The organism is Bacillus sp. CH140a_4T (assembly GCF_008923725.1).
In the GTDB taxonomy this organism is placed as follows: domain Bacteria; phylum Bacillota; class Bacilli; order Bacillales; family Bacillaceae_G; genus Bacillus_A.
In genome coordinates, this window is sequence record NZ_WBPF01000022.1 from 1 (window position 1) to 16,153 (window position 16,153).

Annotated in this window: 19 protein-coding genes; 9 read left to right on the forward strand and 10 right to left on the reverse strand. The window is 36.8% G+C overall.

What is annotated here, in order from left to right; genetic code table 11:
* Nucleotides 1-429 precede the first annotated feature (429 nt).
* Together F8162_RS26195 and F8162_RS26200 are read left to right on the forward strand one after the other, a co-directional pair.
* The gene (locus tag F8162_RS26195) at nt 430-1,110 is read left to right on the forward strand and encodes an MgtC/SapB family protein (protein WP_151632430.1); all 681 of its coding nucleotides are present in this window, start codon (nt 430-432) and stop codon (nt 1,108-1,110) included.
* 94 nt (nt 1,111-1,204) lie between these two features.
* The gene (locus F8162_RS26200; protein ID WP_151632428.1) at nt 1,205-2,200 is read left to right on the forward strand and encodes a potassium channel family protein; all 996 of its coding nucleotides are present in this window, start codon (nt 1,205-1,207) and stop codon (nt 2,198-2,200) included.
* Here the strand turns inward: F8162_RS26200 and F8162_RS26205 are convergent.
* Nucleotides 2,187-2,600 carry a YugN-like family protein gene (locus F8162_RS26205; protein WP_140392583.1) on the reverse strand — a complete coding sequence of 138 codons (414 nt, stop codon included), beginning with the start codon at nt 2,598-2,600 and terminating at the stop codon, nt 2,187-2,189. The two genes, F8162_RS26200 and F8162_RS26205, sit on opposite strands and share 14 nt — an antisense overlap.
* 107 nt (nt 2,601-2,707) lie before the next feature.
* Nucleotides 2,708-4,060, reverse strand: coding sequence for a glucose-6-phosphate isomerase (locus F8162_RS26210; RefSeq protein ID WP_151632426.1), 1,353 nt, complete (start codon nt 4,058-4,060; stop codon nt 2,708-2,710).
* Nucleotides 4,061-4,335: 275 nt separating this feature from the next.
* On the opposite strand from F8162_RS26210, the gene F8162_RS26220 reads away from it, so the two are divergent.
* Nucleotides 4,336-4,569, forward strand: coding sequence for a DUF378 domain-containing protein (locus tag F8162_RS26220; RefSeq protein WP_000105787.1), 234 nt, complete (start codon nt 4,336-4,338; stop codon nt 4,567-4,569).
* 112 nt (nt 4,570-4,681) lie between these two features.
* On the opposite strand, the gene yugI is transcribed toward F8162_RS26220, so the two are convergent.
* From yugI to F8162_RS26235, 3 genes are all read right to left on the reverse strand, one after another.
* Complete coding sequence (gene yugI, locus F8162_RS26225) at nt 4,682-5,026, reverse strand: S1 domain-containing post-transcriptional regulator GSP13 (RefSeq protein ID WP_000003765.1); 345 nt, start codon at nt 5,024-5,026, stop codon at nt 4,682-4,684.
* 253 nt (nt 5,027-5,279) lie between these two features.
* Nucleotides 5,280-6,470, reverse strand: a complete 1,191-nt coding sequence (locus F8162_RS26230) for an aminotransferase (protein WP_151632424.1) — start codon at nt 6,468-6,470, stop codon at nt 5,280-5,282.
* On the reverse strand, nt 6,467-6,964 hold the full coding sequence (locus tag F8162_RS26235) for an Lrp/AsnC family transcriptional regulator (protein WP_000255701.1): 498 nt from the start codon (nt 6,962-6,964) through the stop codon (nt 6,467-6,469). Before F8162_RS26235 ends, F8162_RS26230 begins: the two co-directional genes overlap by 4 nt.
* A 118-nt stretch (nt 6,965-7,082) precedes the next feature.
* On the opposite strand from F8162_RS26235, the gene F8162_RS26240 reads away from it, so the two are divergent.
* Both F8162_RS26240 and F8162_RS26245 read left to right on the forward strand, forming a co-directional pair.
* Nucleotides 7,083-8,075 carry a 2-hydroxyacid dehydrogenase gene (locus F8162_RS26240; protein WP_151632422.1) on the forward strand — a complete coding sequence of 331 codons (993 nt, stop codon included), beginning with the start codon at nt 7,083-7,085 and terminating at the stop codon, nt 8,073-8,075.
* Nucleotides 8,076-8,184: 109 nt separating this feature from the next.
* Entirely contained in the window at nt 8,185-9,024 is an 840-nt protein-coding gene (locus F8162_RS26245) for an alpha/beta fold hydrolase (protein WP_001015206.1), read from the forward strand.
* A gap of 177 nt (nt 9,025-9,201) precedes the next feature.
* Here the strand turns inward: F8162_RS26245 and F8162_RS26250 are convergent, their stop codons facing one another.
* The gene (locus F8162_RS26250) at nt 9,202-9,453 is read right to left on the reverse strand and encodes a YugE family protein (RefSeq protein ID WP_000537644.1); all 252 of its coding nucleotides are present in this window, start codon (nt 9,451-9,453) and stop codon (nt 9,202-9,204) included.
* 117 nt (nt 9,454-9,570) lie between these two features.
* Between F8162_RS26250 and F8162_RS26255 the strand changes: the two genes are divergently transcribed.
* Nucleotides 9,571-10,722, forward strand: coding sequence for a MalY/PatB family protein (locus F8162_RS26255; protein WP_151632420.1), 1,152 nt, complete (start codon nt 9,571-9,573; stop codon nt 10,720-10,722).
* Between the two features lie 188 nt (nt 10,723-10,910).
* Here F8162_RS26255 and sodC read toward each other — a convergent pair whose 3' ends face one another.
* Together sodC and F8162_RS28930 are read right to left on the reverse strand one after the other, a co-directional pair.
* A complete protein-coding gene (sodC, locus tag F8162_RS26260) occupies nt 10,911-11,450 on the reverse strand; it encodes a superoxide dismutase [Cu-Zn] (RefSeq protein ID WP_151632418.1) in 540 nt (179 codons plus the stop codon).
* A gap of 68 nt (nt 11,451-11,518) precedes the next feature.
* The gene (locus tag F8162_RS28930; protein WP_000982763.1) at nt 11,519-11,695 is read right to left on the reverse strand and encodes a hypothetical protein; all 177 of its coding nucleotides are present in this window, start codon (nt 11,693-11,695) and stop codon (nt 11,519-11,521) included.
* Between the two features lie 166 nt (nt 11,696-11,861).
* Here F8162_RS28930 and F8162_RS26265 point away from each other — a divergent pair, with 166 nt between their 5' ends.
* Nucleotides 11,862-12,245: a kinase-associated lipoprotein B gene (locus F8162_RS26265; RefSeq protein WP_151632416.1), complete on the forward strand. Its 384-nt coding sequence runs from the start codon at nt 11,862-11,864 to the stop codon at nt 12,243-12,245.
* 40 nt (nt 12,246-12,285) lie between these two features.
* On the opposite strand, the gene kapD is transcribed toward F8162_RS26265, so the two are convergent.
* A complete protein-coding gene (kapD, locus tag F8162_RS26270) occupies nt 12,286-12,909 on the reverse strand; it encodes a 3'-5' exonuclease KapD (protein WP_151632414.1) in 624 nt (207 codons plus the stop codon).
* Between the two features lie 290 nt (nt 12,910-13,199).
* Here kapD and F8162_RS26275 point away from each other — a divergent pair, with 290 nt between their 5' ends.
* Nucleotides 13,200-14,525: an ArsB/NhaD family transporter gene (locus tag F8162_RS26275; RefSeq protein ID WP_151632412.1), complete on the forward strand. Its 1,326-nt coding sequence runs from the start codon at nt 13,200-13,202 to the stop codon at nt 14,523-14,525.
* Between the two features lie 74 nt (nt 14,526-14,599).
* Here F8162_RS26275 and F8162_RS26280 read toward each other — a convergent pair whose 3' ends face one another.
* Nucleotides 14,600-15,067 carry a hypothetical protein gene (locus tag F8162_RS26280; RefSeq protein WP_151632410.1) on the reverse strand — a complete coding sequence of 156 codons (468 nt, stop codon included), beginning with the start codon at nt 15,065-15,067 and terminating at the stop codon, nt 14,600-14,602.
* Nucleotides 15,068-15,185: 118 nt separating this feature from the next.
* On the opposite strand from F8162_RS26280, the gene F8162_RS26285 reads away from it, so the two are divergent.
* Nucleotides 15,186-15,899, forward strand: a complete 714-nt coding sequence (locus tag F8162_RS26285; protein WP_151632408.1) for a DNA alkylation repair protein — start codon at nt 15,186-15,188, stop codon at nt 15,897-15,899.
* Nucleotides 15,900-16,153 lie beyond the last annotated feature (254 nt).

Genomic DNA, 16,153 nt, shown 5'->3' on the forward strand with positions numbered 1-16,153 from the left:
AGCCAGGATCAAACTCTCCAATAAAGTTAGTTTGTCTAGCATCTAAAAATAAAAATTGACGTTTCACGTTGTTTGTTTCGTTCAGTTTTCAAAGAACTGCTTGGTCGCTCATTTGCGACTTCCTTATGTTAACATCTTCGTTTTTCGATGTCAACTAAGTTTTTCAATTTCTTTTTTGTCGTTTTCTGCGTTTCTGCATCAGCGACGGTTATTAATATATCATGGTGAAAAATGAAATGCAACACCTTTTATAAACTTTTTTTAAAATCACCCACATCTCTTTTTTAATATCATATACTTAAACGAATTATCTCTTTCATGTATAAATAATTTCTACATATATTCTATATAAAGTCACCCTACCCAAAAACATTTCTTTCTATAATAAATGTTTTATTCATATACCATATCATACAAGGAGGAATACATATGGACTATACCGATTTATTAATCAAACTAGGTCTCTCGGCTATTTTAGGGTTCGCTATCGGTTTAGAGCGCGAATTAAAACGGAAACCTCTTGGTTTAAAAACTTGTTTAGTTATTTCTATCATTAGTTGCCTCCTAACAATCGTTTCTATTAAAGCAGCTTACACCTTACCACATACCGATCATATAAATATGGATCCGCTTCGCCTTGCTGCTCAAATTGTTTCTGGCATTGGTTTTTTAGGTGCTGGTGTTATTTTACGTAGAGGAAATGATAGTATTGCGGGATTAACTACCGCAGCTATGATTTGGGGTGCTTCTGGTATTGGTATTGCCGTTGGAGCCGGATTTTATATCGAAGCAATTTTCGGGATGTTTTTCCTTATGATTAGTGTAGAACTTATACCATTAACAATGAAATATATAGGCCCTAGGTCATTTCGCCAACGTGATATCGCTGTGAAACTTGTTGTACGAAATATGGACAATATCCCAATTGTAATTGAAGAAATAAAAGAAATGGATATAAAGGTTAAGAATATGAAGCTCAAAACATTGGAGAATGGCTCGCACTATTTGCATTTGAAATTATGTATCGATCAAAAACAACATACTGCTGATGTTTACTACGCTCTCCAGCATCTGGAAAGTGTTCAACAAACTGAAGTGGAAAGTATGTAACGCAAAACAAACTCTCTTTTAAATTAGAGAGTTTTTCTTTTTTCTATAATGGTAACAATGAATGTAGTCCTGCAAAATAAGGAGGAATAAGAGTTTGAAATCCCGTCCAAATTTAGTAGAAACATTTCGTGATTCCATTATTTTTCGTTTAATCTGTTTTATCATTGTACTTACTGCTTTCTCCGGCTTTCTTATACATAGACTAGAGCCATCACACTTTACTACATGGTTTGATGGAATTTGGTGGTCAATCGTTACCATTTTCACTGTTGGCTATGGTGACTTTTCCCCTCATACAACAATAGGAAAACTTATCGGTATGGGTATTATTTTATTTGGAACCGGTTTTTGTTCTTATTATATGGTTTTATTCGCCACTGATATGATTAATAAACAATATATGAAAATTAAAGGAGAAGAAGCTGCAACTTCTAACAGTCATATGATTATCGTCGGTTGGAACGAACGGGCAAAGCGCGTTGTAAAACAAATGCATATCTTACAACCGAACCTTGATATCGTTTTAATTGATGAAACACTTTCTTTACTTCCGAAACCATTTCATCATTTAGAATTTATAAAGGGATGCCCCCATCACGATCAAATTTTATTAAAAGCTAATATTACAACAGCCCATACTATATTAATAACAGCTGACAAAGAAAAAAATGAAAGCTTAGCAGATACACAGTCCATTTTAAACATTTTAACTGCAAAAGGGCTCAATCCAAACATTCACTGCATCGCTGAACTTCTTACTTCTGAACAAATACAAAATGCAACGAGAGCTGGCGCATCAGAAATTATAGAAGGAAATAAATTAACGAGCTATGTCTTTACCGCTTCTCTCTTATTCCCTTCCATTTCAGGCGTACTATTCTCACTTTACAATGAAATCTCTGATAATAAATTACAGCTGATGGAGCTTTCTCCGGCCTGCACTGGACAAACTTTTGCAAATTGCAGCTATACTCTTTTAAAACAAAACATTCTCTTACTAGGTATAAAGCGTGACGAACAATATATGATTAATCCAGTCCATTCCTTTATTCTCATTGAAAGCGACATACTCATCGTTATTCACCATTAAGAAAATGTTTTTCTAGTTCCTGCATGAGCACTTTCCCAATATTGATATATTTTCTTTTCACATCTCCATCTGGATCTTTCGGCTCAGCAAATTGATCCATTCCACTTGTTCCGGCTGTTAAAGTATTTACATGATCATCTAGTTCGTCTTGATATACGTGCGAAAGAATATACGGCGTTTCAAGACGAACGATTACGCCCGGCACATCTAGTTCACCATTCACCGCTGTAAATGGTACTCGCAGAAATTGATAGCCATCTTCTTCATCGATTTTGTAATCAAAACATCCTTTATCATAATCCCAATTGCCACCAATGCTATATCCGAGTGGCTTCATTATTTCTTCTAACTTATATAACGCATATGTACGTCCTTCTAAATTGGATTGAATTGGAATCAAACCCATCCCTCCTAGACTTTTTCTTTAGCATACCCACTCTAGTTTGAATATACTGATGGACTTTTCCATAAAATAATAAAAAGCGACCGGAATCCGGTCGCTTTTTATTATTTTAAACGCTCTTCTAATTCTGCTTTTAACTCTTCAAATCCTGGTTTACCAAGTAAAGCAAACATGTTTTTCTTGTATGCTTCTACTCCTGGTTGGTCAAATGGATTTACGCCTAGTAAGTAGCCGCTCATCGCACATGCTTTTTCGAAGAAGTATACAAGGTAACCGAATGTGTACTCATTTAATTCAGGGATATTTACGATTAAGTTTGGTACTCCACCATCGCTATGTGCAAGTAATGTACCTTCGTATGCTTTTGTGTTTACGAAGTCTACAGTTTCACCAGCAAGGTAGTTTAATCCATCTAAATCATTTTCTTCTGATTCGATTGTTAGTTCATGTGTAGATTTACCTACTTTCAGAACTGTTTCAAATAAGTCACGACGACCTTCTTGAACGTATTGACCTAATGAGTGTAAGTCAGTTGAGAAGTTTGCTGAAGATGGGAAAATACCTTTTTGATCTTTTCCTTCACTTTCACCAAATAACTGTTTCCACCATTCAGAGAAGTATTGAAGCGCTGGCTCATAGTTAACAAGCATTTCAATTGTTTTTCCTTTATTGTATAAAGCATTACGAACTACTGCATATTGGTAAGCTGGGTTTTCTTCTAGTTCTGATGTACCGAAGTCACCATGACCAGCAGCTGCACCTTGCATCATCTCTTCAATATTTAAGCCACTAACTGCGATTGGTAATAAACCAACTGGCGTTAATACAGAGAAACGGCCTCCAACATCATCTGGAATAACGAATGTTTCGTAACCTTCGTTATCTGCTAATGTTTTTAATGCACCACGTGCTTTATCTGTCGTTGCATAAATACGTTTGCGAGCTTCTTCTTTTCCATATTTCTCTTCTAATAGCTTACGGAAAATACGGAATGCTAGTGCAGGCTCTGTTGTTGTACCTGATTTTGAAATAACGTTAATAGAGAAGTCTTTATCTTCTAATACGTCCATTAAATCTTTCATGTAAGTGGAGCTAATGTTTTGTCCAACAAATAGCACTTGTGGAGTTTTACGTTGTTCTTTAGAAAGTGTGTTGTAGAAAGAATGGTTTAACATTTCGATTGCTGCACGTGCTCCTAAGTAAGAACCACCGATACCTACAACAAGTAAAATGTCAGAGTCATTTTTAATTTTTTCTGCGCATTTTTGAATGCGAGCAAATTCTTCTTTGTCATATTGAAGCGGAAGGTCTACCCACCCAAGGAAATCGTTCCCAGCTCCAGTTTTTTCGTGGATTGCATGATGTGTTACTTTCACTGCATCACGTAAATAAGTGATTTCATGTTCACCGATGAAGGATAACGCTTTAGAATAGTCGAACGTTACATGTGTACTCATCTTTTTCCCTCCAATAATGTATATGTATTTCTGTATTCACTTTAGCGAAACTGAAGTTGTAAATCAAGCGATTCAACAATTGTAAACGTAACCAAAATATATTTTTTAGAAAAAGTTCATTTTTTGCATAAAAATTCGCATTTTTCGGTATAGATGTATATACATCCTTTTTCTTATATTTTTTATGTATAAAAACGACATAACTACACCATTCTATAAAAGAGTTAATTAACTCATCGCTTGCTCATGCTTCACAATTAAGGGGGGGCTTTTTCATGAGTACTCTGCAACGTATCGCATTAGTCTTTACCGTAATTGGTGCTGTGAACTGGGGGCTAATCGGGTTCTTCCAGTTTGACTTAGTGGCAGCCATTTTCGGTGGACAAAACTCAGCTCTGGCACGTATTATTTACGGCATCGTCGGTATTTCTGGGCTTATCAATCTTGGTTTACTCTTTAAACCATCAGAAAATCTTGGCACTCACCCAGAAACGAACGAAATCCACTAGTCAGTATGTCTGTATTTCACCTCCGACATACGAATATGATTGCATGCAATCATATTTGCAAATATATATCATAAGACAAAGTAAAAGAGGAACGCTCATATGCGTTCCTCTTTTACTTTGTTAACTCGGACTCTTCAATCCATTCTGTTAGCTTTTCTCGCAGCGTATTGAATCCGTTCTCAGATGGATTCGGTATAAGAATCCGTCCTTGTTTTCTTTTCGCCGCTTTTAACGATAAACTCATTTTTCTGTGTTCTTCATCAATTGAAAGTACTTTTACTTCTACTGTATCGCCGACTTTTAAAAAGTCATGAATATCCTTTACATATCCATTTGTAATTTCAGATATATGCACAAGCCCTTGTGTTTCCGCATCTAACGCTACAAATGCACCGTAATCTTGAATCCCAGTCACTTTCCCTGTTACAACTACTCCTGTTGTATATTGTTCTGACATATGAAACACTCCCATACGTTTACCATTTTCTCTACAATTGTAGATAGCAAAGCAGATGATTTATTGTTAAATATCCGATTAGTTAGTACGTACCCTAAGTAAAGCGACTCAAGATACGCATACCTTATATTAGTAAATTATACCACTATGACAGAACTCATTCAAAATTCATGAAAAATTTTCCTTAAGTAAGTATAATTCTCCAATATTAGGATAGAATACTAACACATGGCTTTCTAGTATTCCCCCCCTTTTATGGACAAAACGTATTGTGTTTTGTCCTTTTTTTATTCTCTATAAACCGTTCCATTCTCTTCATCGCTTCCATAAGCTGTTCAAGCGATGTTGCATACGAGCAACGAATAAACCCTTCACCACTTTCGCCAAATACACTTCCAGGTACAACAGCCACCTTTTCTTCTAATAATAACTGTTCTGCGAATTCTGCCGAAGATAGTCCAGTTGAAGAAATAGAAGGAAAGACATAAAATGCTCCGCCAGGCACATGACATGTTAATCCCATTTCATTGAAAGATGTCGTCATAAAATTACGGCGTTTCTTATAACTATCTCTCATCCGAATTACTTCATCATTCCCCGCGCGTAACGCTTCAAGAGCTGCGAACTGAGACATCGTCGGTGCACACATCATGGAATATTGGTGAATTTTGAGCATTAATTCTGAGAAATGAACAGGAGCTGCAATCATACCGAGGCGCCATCCTGTCATCGCAAATCCTTTTGAAAATCCTGAAATTAAAATCGTATGCTCGCGCATATTTTTAATACTCGCGAAACTTGTATATATTTCGTCGTATACAAGTTCTGCATAAATTTCATCAGATAATACGATTAAATTGTACTTCTCAACAATCACTGCTATTTCTTCAAGCTCAGATTTATTTAACATTGCACCTGTTGGGTTATTTGGTGAACAAAGTAAAATTGCCTTTGTTTTCGCTGTAATAGCTGCTTCAATTTGCTTTGGTTGTACTTTAAACTCATTTTCTAAAGTAGTCGCGACCGGAACCGGAACTCCTCCAGCTAATGTTACAAGCGGTGCATAAGAAACGAAACTCGGTTCAATAATGAGTACTTCATCATCAGGATTTATAATGGCACGCATCGCTACATCTAACGCCTGACTCGCTCCAACTGTAACAATGATTTCATCCTTTGGATCATAAGATACTGCAAATTGTTTTTTTAGATACTTTGCTATTTCTTGACGGAGCTCCAATAATCCTGCATTTGCTGTATATGACGTATATCCTTGTTCTAACGAACGGATACACGCTTGCCTTACATTCCAAGGTGTAACAAAGTCAGGCTCTCCTACTCCAAGAGAAATAACACCCTTCATATTTGCTGCTAAATCGAAAAACTTTCGAATACCAGATGGTTGTAAAGATTCTGCCGTTCTAGATAGTTCAAATTGCTTCATGGTGTCACCACAATGCGCTTATCATCATCGTTTTTTTCGTAGATAATTCCCTCATGTTTATACTTCTTCAAAATGAAATGCGTTGTTGTAGAAACGACAGATTCAATTGTTGCTAATTTCTCAGAAACAAACATCGCTACTTCTCCCATTGTCTTTCCTTCTAATGTAATAGAAAGATCGTATGTCCCTGACATTAAATACACAGATTTCACTTCTGAATAACGATAAATTTGTTCAGCAACCGCATCGAACCCAACGCCGCGCTTTGGCGTAACTTTCACATCGATCATCGCCGTTAAACCTGTATGTTCTTTCACCTTCGTCCAATCGATATGTGTTACATAATCCACAATAATCTTTTCCGCTTCTAATTTTTCAACCATTTTCTTTACTTCTTCTACTTCTATATTTAACAGCTTCGCTAATGTATCTACAGATAATCGACTACTTTTCTCAAGACAAGCTAATAATTCTAATTCTTTTTCTGTCACCATATAAATCATCCTTCCTTTTCGTTTGTGTCTAAATTATACAAATACCCTTTCCAGTTTGAAAAGAAGATTTTTTTAGTGAATTATGTAAAAATAGAGTGAAACTTTAATCCGCGGAAAAATGCGTGATAAAGCGAAAGGGGATGGAACCGTGAAACCAAAAGTTTATATTGCTGAACCAGTTCCAACATTTGTAGAAAACTATTTATTAGAACACTGTGATTATGAAAAATGGGAGCAAAATGAGAAGGTACCTCGCGATGTCCTATTGGAGAAAATACAAGATAAAGATGGTTTATTAAATTTTGGATCTACTATTAATGAAGAATTATTGGATGTAGCTCCTAACTTAAAAGTAGTGAGCAACATTTCTGTCGGTTACGATAATTTTGATTTACAAGCGATGAAAAAGCGAAATGTAATCGGAACGAACACACCATACGTACTAGATGATACAGTAGCTGACCTTGTTTTCGCTCTTATGTTATCTGCTGGTCGCCGCGTCTGCGAACTCGACTGCTACGTGAAAAATGGTGAATGGAACGACGAAATTAGAAAAGAGCACTTCGGACTGGATGTACACCATAGTACAATCGGTATTATCGGAATGGGCCGAATTGGAGAAGCCGTTGCAAAACGGGCAAAATTCGGATTTGATATGAATGTTCTTTATTATAACCGTCGCCGTAAAGAAGAAGCAGAGCAAAAATTTGGTGCTACATATTGTGATTTACAGGCGCTAATAAAGCAATCTGACTTTATTGTTCTTCTTACTCCATTAACAGATGAAACATATCACCTTATCGGAGAAAAGGAATTTTCATTAATGAAAGAGACAGCGATCTTCATTAATGCTTCTCGCGGGAAAACAGTAGATGAAGAAGCGTTAATCCATGCCTTAACAGAAAAGAAAATCTTTGCAGCAGGCATCGATACGTTTACACAAGAGCCAATTCAAAAAGATAATCCGCTCTTATTCTTACAAAATGTTGTGACTTTACCGCACATCGGATCTGCAACATTAAAGACTAGACAGCAAATGGCTATGACAGCCGCTGAAAATTTAGTTGCAGGGTTACAAGGAAAAACACCGCCTCATATTGTTCGTGGGTAATACTGAATAAGCGAAAAGCAAGATGACATCGTCATCTTGCCTTTTTTTGTTAACATATTTTTTTCTACCTTGGAGATGATATGAACAAAAATCAATGGAGTGACAAAAAATGAATCACGAATATACTTGTCCTTATTTCACTTTTTCCACTCGCGGCACTACTATTCATTACGAATTATATGAACATGACAACAAAACGGAACGTCCTACTTTCGTACTCGTTCACGGCTTTTTATCTTCCTCATTCAGTTACCGCCGCCTCATTCCTTTATTATCGAAAGCAGGAACAGTACTAGCTCTTGATTTGCCACCGTTCGGAAAAAGTGATAAGTCTCATCTCTTTAAGTATTCTTATCATAATTTAGCAACGGTTATTATTGATTTAATTGAACATTTATCTCTCTCAAATATTGTGTTAGTTGGGCATTCTATGGGTGGACAAATTTCTCTCTATGTAAACCGTATACGCCCTGAATTAATCTCAAAGACGATTTTACTATGTAGCTCTAGCTATTTAGCACGCGCAACCTTACCTTTACTGTACTCTTCTTATTTACCGTTCTTTCATTTATACGTAAAGAACTGGATTATACGGCGCGGGATTGTTCATAACTTAATGAATGTCGTTCATGATCACTCATTAATTGACGACGAAATGAAGGAAGGTTACTCCGCTCCTTTTTATGACAACCGTATATTCCCGGCTTTAACTCGTATGATACGAGACCGTGAAGGTGATTTATCTTCAACTGAATTACAAAAAATCGAAACACCTACGCTACTCATTTGGGGCGAAAAAGATCGCGTCGTCCCTGTACATGTAGGTCATCGGCTACACAAAGATTTACCAAATTCGAAATTTATTTCTTACGAAAATACAGGGCATTTACTACCTGAAGAAAAACCTGAACATGTTTATGAAGAAATTATCGCTTTTTCTGCGCAATAATATAAAGTGAAACTTTAATTAGTGGGGGGCTTCATCCTCCACTGATTATTAGTTGAACCAATCGGGTATTTACGGGCAGTGGATCTCCCCCTAACTTCTTTGCTCTACCCGAATTTTGAGGTGGGAGTTTTACTGCCCGTTAATGCGGGGCAAAAGGCTGTCGGAATATCCGACAGCCTATAATGAACAACTTCCGCCTTCTTTTATTACAAGTAATTCCACAGCTAACTTCTCACACTTTTCAAGCGCAGGTACTTCCTCAAAAGACATAAAGTATATATGTTGAATCTTCTTTGCGATGTATTTCGAATCATCAAACACACTTACGACGTTCACAACATCGCTCGCTTCTGTTTCATAAAACTCCGGTCCCATTTGAAACGGATCCCAATTCTTCACAACCTCTATCATCTTTTCATATGTACCCATTCGCTTCCCGCCTTTTCACTTTTTAATACTTTTCTTTATCCTATCACATCAGCTATTCTATAAGAAGAGAGAGAACTTTCATAACTTATCGGTTTTACAGAAGAAGGGGGCAAACTTATGCAACTATTTCATAAAACAGTCAATCGACGTGGAACTCATAGTACAAAATGGGATACGTATAAAAACGAAGAACTTCTCCACGCTTGGATTGCTGATATGGATTTTGAAGTACCACAACCAATTCAAGCCGCTTTAAAGAAACGTATCGCGCATCCTATTTTCGGTTATACACTTCCTCCCGAAAATATTGGAGATATTATTTGTAACTGGACAAAAAAACAGTACAACTGGGATATTCAAAAAGAATGGATTGTCTTTAGCGCTGGGATCGTTCCAGCTCTTAGTACGAGCATACAGGCCTTCACAAAGGAAAATGAATCTGTTCTCGTACAACCACCTATTTATCCCCCATTTTTCGAAATGGTCACAACAAACAATAGACAATTATGCGTCAGTCCATTACAGAAACAAAATGATACATATGTGATAGACTTCGAGCATTTAGAAAAGCAATTTCAACAAGGCATCAAACTCATGCTTCTTTGTAGTCCTCATAATCCAATCGGGCGTGTTTGGTCAAAAGAGGAACTCACACAACTTGGCACGTTATGTACAACATATAATGTAATCGTTGTCGCGGATGAAATTCATGCCGATATTATTTACGGAGATCGTACTCATACACCATTTGCTTCTTTATCTGAAGAATTAGCAGCGCGCACAATTACTTGTATGGCTCCGAGTAAAACATTTAATATCGCTGGATTACAAGCATCGATTATTATCATTCCAAACGAAAAACTCCGTCAAACCTTTACATCTATCCAATATAGACAAGGTTTCCACGGATTAAATACATTTGCCTATACAGCGATGCAAAGTGCCTATACAGAATGTAACGATTGGCTAAATGAAATTCGATTATATATAGAAGATAACGCTCAATTCGCTTGTGAATATATTAAAGACCACATACCCGCTCTTTCTGTAACGAAACCAGAAGGTAGCTTTTTATTATGGATTGATTGCTCTCGCCTACAGCTTTCTCAAAACGAACGCACCACATTGCTTGAGGGAAAAGGGAAAATCGTCGTTGAACCTGGTGAGAAGTACGGATTAGGCGGAGAAGAACATATTCGAATTAACATTGGCTGTCCAAGATCTGTTTTAGAAGAAATCTTAAAGAGACTGCGCCATACGTTTTCATAATAAGAGAGGAGGCCGTTTTGGGACAGCCTCCTTTGTCAGCTTTTGTCGGTAAATCGATATATTTTAAAAATCGCTGATATATTTTGAGTTATGGTCGATATATTCGAATAATCGCCGATATAATTTGAGTTGCAGTCGATATATTTCAATCTACGTTACACAAAAAAAGCTACCATGCACGGTAGCTTTTACTTTTTCTTCATATCCGATGCTTTTTTTACAATCACACCACAAGCAATTCGATCACCTGATTTACCTGCCGGTTGTGTCATACCATCATCAGCGTTTTCTGTAATAATAATAGACGCTCCATCTTTTCTATGAATCGTTGTTTTTCCTTCTTCAAGCGTTATGTGCGGCGCATCGATTTCTGCCTTGATCTTTCCAGAACCGTCTGCAATTACGTTCGGTAAATCACCGTTTTCTGCACCCTCCGGATTAAGAAGTCCATGTTTTTTATTATCAGGATTAAAATGATTCCCAGATGATTCAAAACGTGGTGCTTTACACTCACCAATTTCGTGTACATGTATGCCGTGCGAGCCTGGTGCAAAGCCTTCCCCTTTAATCGTAATTTTCACTCCGCTTGTTTGTTGCTCTACTTTCGCAGTCCCCACTTCATCGCCTGAAGCATTATGTAATTTCACGTCAATTTCTTTCGGCTTTCCTTGGTCACAACCTGCCATCAGAAATAATAAACAACAACTAAAAAAAAGCCGTTTTCTCATTCTATTCCCTCCAAAATATATTCTGCCCTTAGATTGTCCGAGCATAGAGGGAAACATACAAAAATGAGTTACTGTTTCTTTTCCGCTAAAAGTTTTTCTTCAACTTTCTGTAATCGCTCCGCTTCTCGTTTTGATACACGAATGAACATACGCCACGTAGCAACGGCACCAATGATAAATAGAACGCAAACAATCCCTGGAATAATATATTCTGTTTTATCTTCCGGAAAATATAAAGGCATCATACGGAACACTCCTTACTATAGGATTCAAAAAACCATCAGAATTTTCTGTTATATTATTTTAAATTATAGTTGAACCGATTCATATTCTCAAGGGGTCGTTCCGAAAGCGAATGATTTCTTTGACTCCGCCTCCTACTTTCCTTACTATAAACTTGAGGTGAAAAATATGAGAGAAACATTTGACATTGGAGAAATCGTTACTGGTATTTATAAAACTGGAAAATACATCGGCGAAGTTACAAATAGCCGCCCTGGCAGTTACGTCGTAAAAGTATTAGCTGTTTTAAAACATCCGGTGCAAGGTGACTTGCATAACGTAAAACAAGCTGACGTACCATTTTTCCATGAAAGACGTGCTCTAGCTTTCCGTGAACAGACGAACATTCCAGAGCAAATGGTGAAGAAATATGAAGGAGAAATTCCAGAGTATACAGAGTCACTCAAATTGGCATTAGAAACTCAAATGAATTCATTTTCTGAAGATGATTCACCTTTTGCGGTTCGTAGTCTAGAAACATTAGAGCAGTTAAAAAAAGACTACAAACTTTAAAAAACAAAACGACCAAATTACATACTGTGCAATTTGGTCGTTACTGTGTACTCACTTTCTTTAACACTTTTGAAAAATCAACGAGTTCTCCTAATGTTGGAGGTGCTGGTTTCACTAAATACTCTTTATCTTTTTCTACTAATTTAAAAATATTATACGTCGTCATCGCATCATCTAGCGCACAATGATGCTTACCCGTCCCTGCTTTTCCATACGCCTCAATTGCTTTCCACAATCCTGTTTGATTTCTCTCCCCAAAAAACTTCTTATACTCAAGTGATAAATCACGACACTGTCCTAAGAACGGAAAGTCTACTCTCGCCATTTCACAATTATGCTTCAACACTTTCATATCCATATTTCCCCACGTAACAATGGTTGGTTTACATCTCCTTTCATATTCTGCAAGTTTTTCAACGAGTTCCGGAAACGAAATTCCTTTATCTACGACTTCTTGTTTAATTCCTAAAAATTTCTTACATCGATCCGTTAAAGAAGGAAAAGTTTTCGGCCTAACATAAGCTGAATACGTGTCTTCTACCTTACAGCCAACAACCGAAACGAGTCCTACCTCAATGATTTCTGGGAAAAATCCTTTTGGTTTTTTTCTGTGCTGAGGCATCGTAAACTCAAAATCCAAAAATAAAAATCGTTGTTCATCCATACAATCCCTTCCTTATCATCTTTGTCATTCCTTTCTATTTGACACTCTTACACGAACAAGCTCGAATGCTAATTCCATTTTAAATATTCAGATTGGATGTATCTTATATATATGTCAAATGCCCACAAATATTTTTAAAAATACGAAAAAATGACCTTTGCAGAAAATATAACAAAATAAGCCCTTTCATTTACATCCGACATTTTTCTACTTTATAATGACGTTATGTGTGTTTCATCTAGTTAATTTTTTGACACACTAAGAAAAGTGAATGAAAGGAGATGAGAGTTTTGCACGAAACAACGCAAGAGCTCGCAAACTGGCAGTATTATTTTGCTATCGCAGTCTTTTTAGTTACATATGCCATTATTATTTCTGAAAAAATTAATCGCGCTGTCATCGCACTTCTTGGTGCAGCACTCATGGTAATTATGGGGGTCGTTGATTTACACAACGCCTTTACGAAACATATTGAATGGGGGACGATTACACTACTCATCGGTATGATGATTCTGGTAAACATTACGAGTAAATCGGGCGTCTTCCAATACGTTGCCATTAAAGCAGCAAAAGGAGCACAAGGAAATCCAATTAAAATTTTAATTTCCCTTTCCTTACTTACTGCGCTTGGTTCCGCATTTTTAGATAACGTTACAACTGTACTTCTTGTTGTTCCAGTTACTTTATCTATTACGCGCATACTGCAAGTAAATCCTGTTCCTTATTTACTTGCTGAAATTATTTTTTCAAACATTGGAGGAACAGCAACATTAATTGGTGATCCACCTAACATTATGATTGGTTCTGCAAATAAGCATTTAGATTTCAATGCGTTCCTAATCAATCTAGCTCCAATCGTAATTATTATTATTGCAGTGACAGCGACAATACTTTACTTCATGTACCGTAAACAATTAATTGCTGATCCTGTACAAATTAAAAAATTAATGAGTTTAGATGAAAAGCAATACATTAAAGATCCAGTATTAATGAAAAAATCTTTAACAGTACTTGGTCTTACAATCGTAGGTTTCATGACTCATTCGATCTTCCATGTTGATGCAGCTATCATCGCTTTAACTGGTGCTACTGTACTTATGCTAATTGGTGTGAAAGAACACGAAATTGAAGAAGTATTCGCAAGTGTAGAGTGGGTAACAATCTTCTTCTTCGCAGGACTATTCGTACTCGTTGGAGGACTGATCGATATCGGGCTTATCAAAACATTAGCTCAAAAAGTAATTGGGATAACGGGCGGAGATATTTCTCAAGCATCTATCCTTATTCTATGGGTATCTGGTATCGCCTCGGCAACAATTGATAACATCCCATTCGTTGCAACAATGATCCCACTTATTAACGATATGGCAGTTGGACTAGGTTTATCACCTTCTGACGCACAAATCGACGTATTATGGTGGGCATTAGCATTAGGTGCTTGTCTAGGTGGAAACGGAACATTAATCGGAGCTTCTGCTAACGTAATTGTTGCAGGTATCGCAAGTCGTGAGGGCCATAAATTTAGCTACATGGAATTCCTTAAAGTCGGCTTCCCAATTATGATCGTTTCATTAATCATTTCTCATATTTATATTTATTTACGCTACCTTATGTAGTAGAAAAAGGGCTGTCACATGTGACGGCCCTTTTTTTGTTCAATACAATTATATGAACGATTTTTCAAATATATCTACTCGTTATACCTCACCGGCTCATTCCGAATAATAAACAAATGAATCGGCAAGAAAACCGAAAATGTGATTGTATGAATAATCGTAAACAATATAGAATTCGTTCCGTATCTATCTAAAATTGCGTAGATAAGATAAATAGACAGCACAATCGATACAGCTGTTGCTAATAAATATAGAATTGGTACGAAGTTAAAGATGAAGCATGCGACATATATGCCAAATACTTTCCATCCTGCTTCTTCTTTTAAGAAATCTGGTAATTTGTCTTTTGCTAAATCCCCCCACGTCTTACTATTTATAAAAGGAATAAACGCAAGAGCACCATCCGTTGCACCATCATTTTTCGCCATCGTATACAGTGCAAAAGCCGTTAACAAATACGAAATAATTGCCCAAATCAATATAACAAGAATAAACGCAAAACTAAGAGCAAAGAAACCTGCTAGTACGCCTTGATCTTCCATCTTATCCTCTCCTCTCTACTCTCAACATATTTCATTACATGGCAAGTTATGTTTTAAAATTCAACCAAACTCTCTGTATAATAATAGGAGCAAGATAATAAGAGAGGAGAACGCAATTATGCATCCATTTGTACAAACATTGCAAGAGCATTTCATAGCTCATAAAAACCTTGAAAAAGCGGAACCGATGGCACGTTATATGAAAAATCACTTCCCATTTCTCGGTATTCAAACACCTGAAAGAAGACAACTATTGAAAGACGTCATCCAAATACATACTCTCCCAGATCAAAAAGATTTCCAAGTTATCGTACGTGAGCTTTGGAATTTACCAGAACGTGAATTTCAAGCGGCTGCACTTGATATTATGCAAAAATATAAAAAGCATATAAACGAAACACATATCCCCTTCTTAGAAGAACTTATTGTCACAAAATCTTGGTGGGATTCTGTTGATAGCATCGTCCCTACATTTTTAGGGAATATCTTTTTAAAACATCCGGAATTAATTTCTGCCTATATTCCAAAATGGATTGCATCAGATAACATATGGTTACAACGCGCCGCTATTTTGTTCCAGCTAAAATATAAACAAAAGATGGATGAAGAACTTCTTTTCTGGATTATTGGACAACTACATTCTTCAAAAGAATTTTTCATTCAAAAAGCGATTGGCTGGGTCCTTCGCGAATATGCAAAAACAAAGCCCGATGTCGTTTGGGAATACGTGCAAAATAACGAGCTTGCCTCGCTTAGTAAACGTGAAGCAATTAAGCACATTAAACAAAATTACGGAATAAATAACGAAAAAATAGGCGAGACTCTATCATAGATAGACGCGTTCCTCTATTGAGATTTAAAAAAGAACGTGTTAGAATATGTTCATTATTATTAATATAAGTAGCGATGACGGACTTATAAGTACTTGCACAAAAAGCGATTCAGGGATAGTGAAAGCCTGAAGCCGCAAGGAAACGGCAGTCCCGAGCAATACGTGATAAAGTGGATGCACCTACTGTGTATCAACTAGGGTGGAACCGCGGGCAAACGCTCGTCCCTAGGCAATTAAGCCTTGGGATGAGCGTT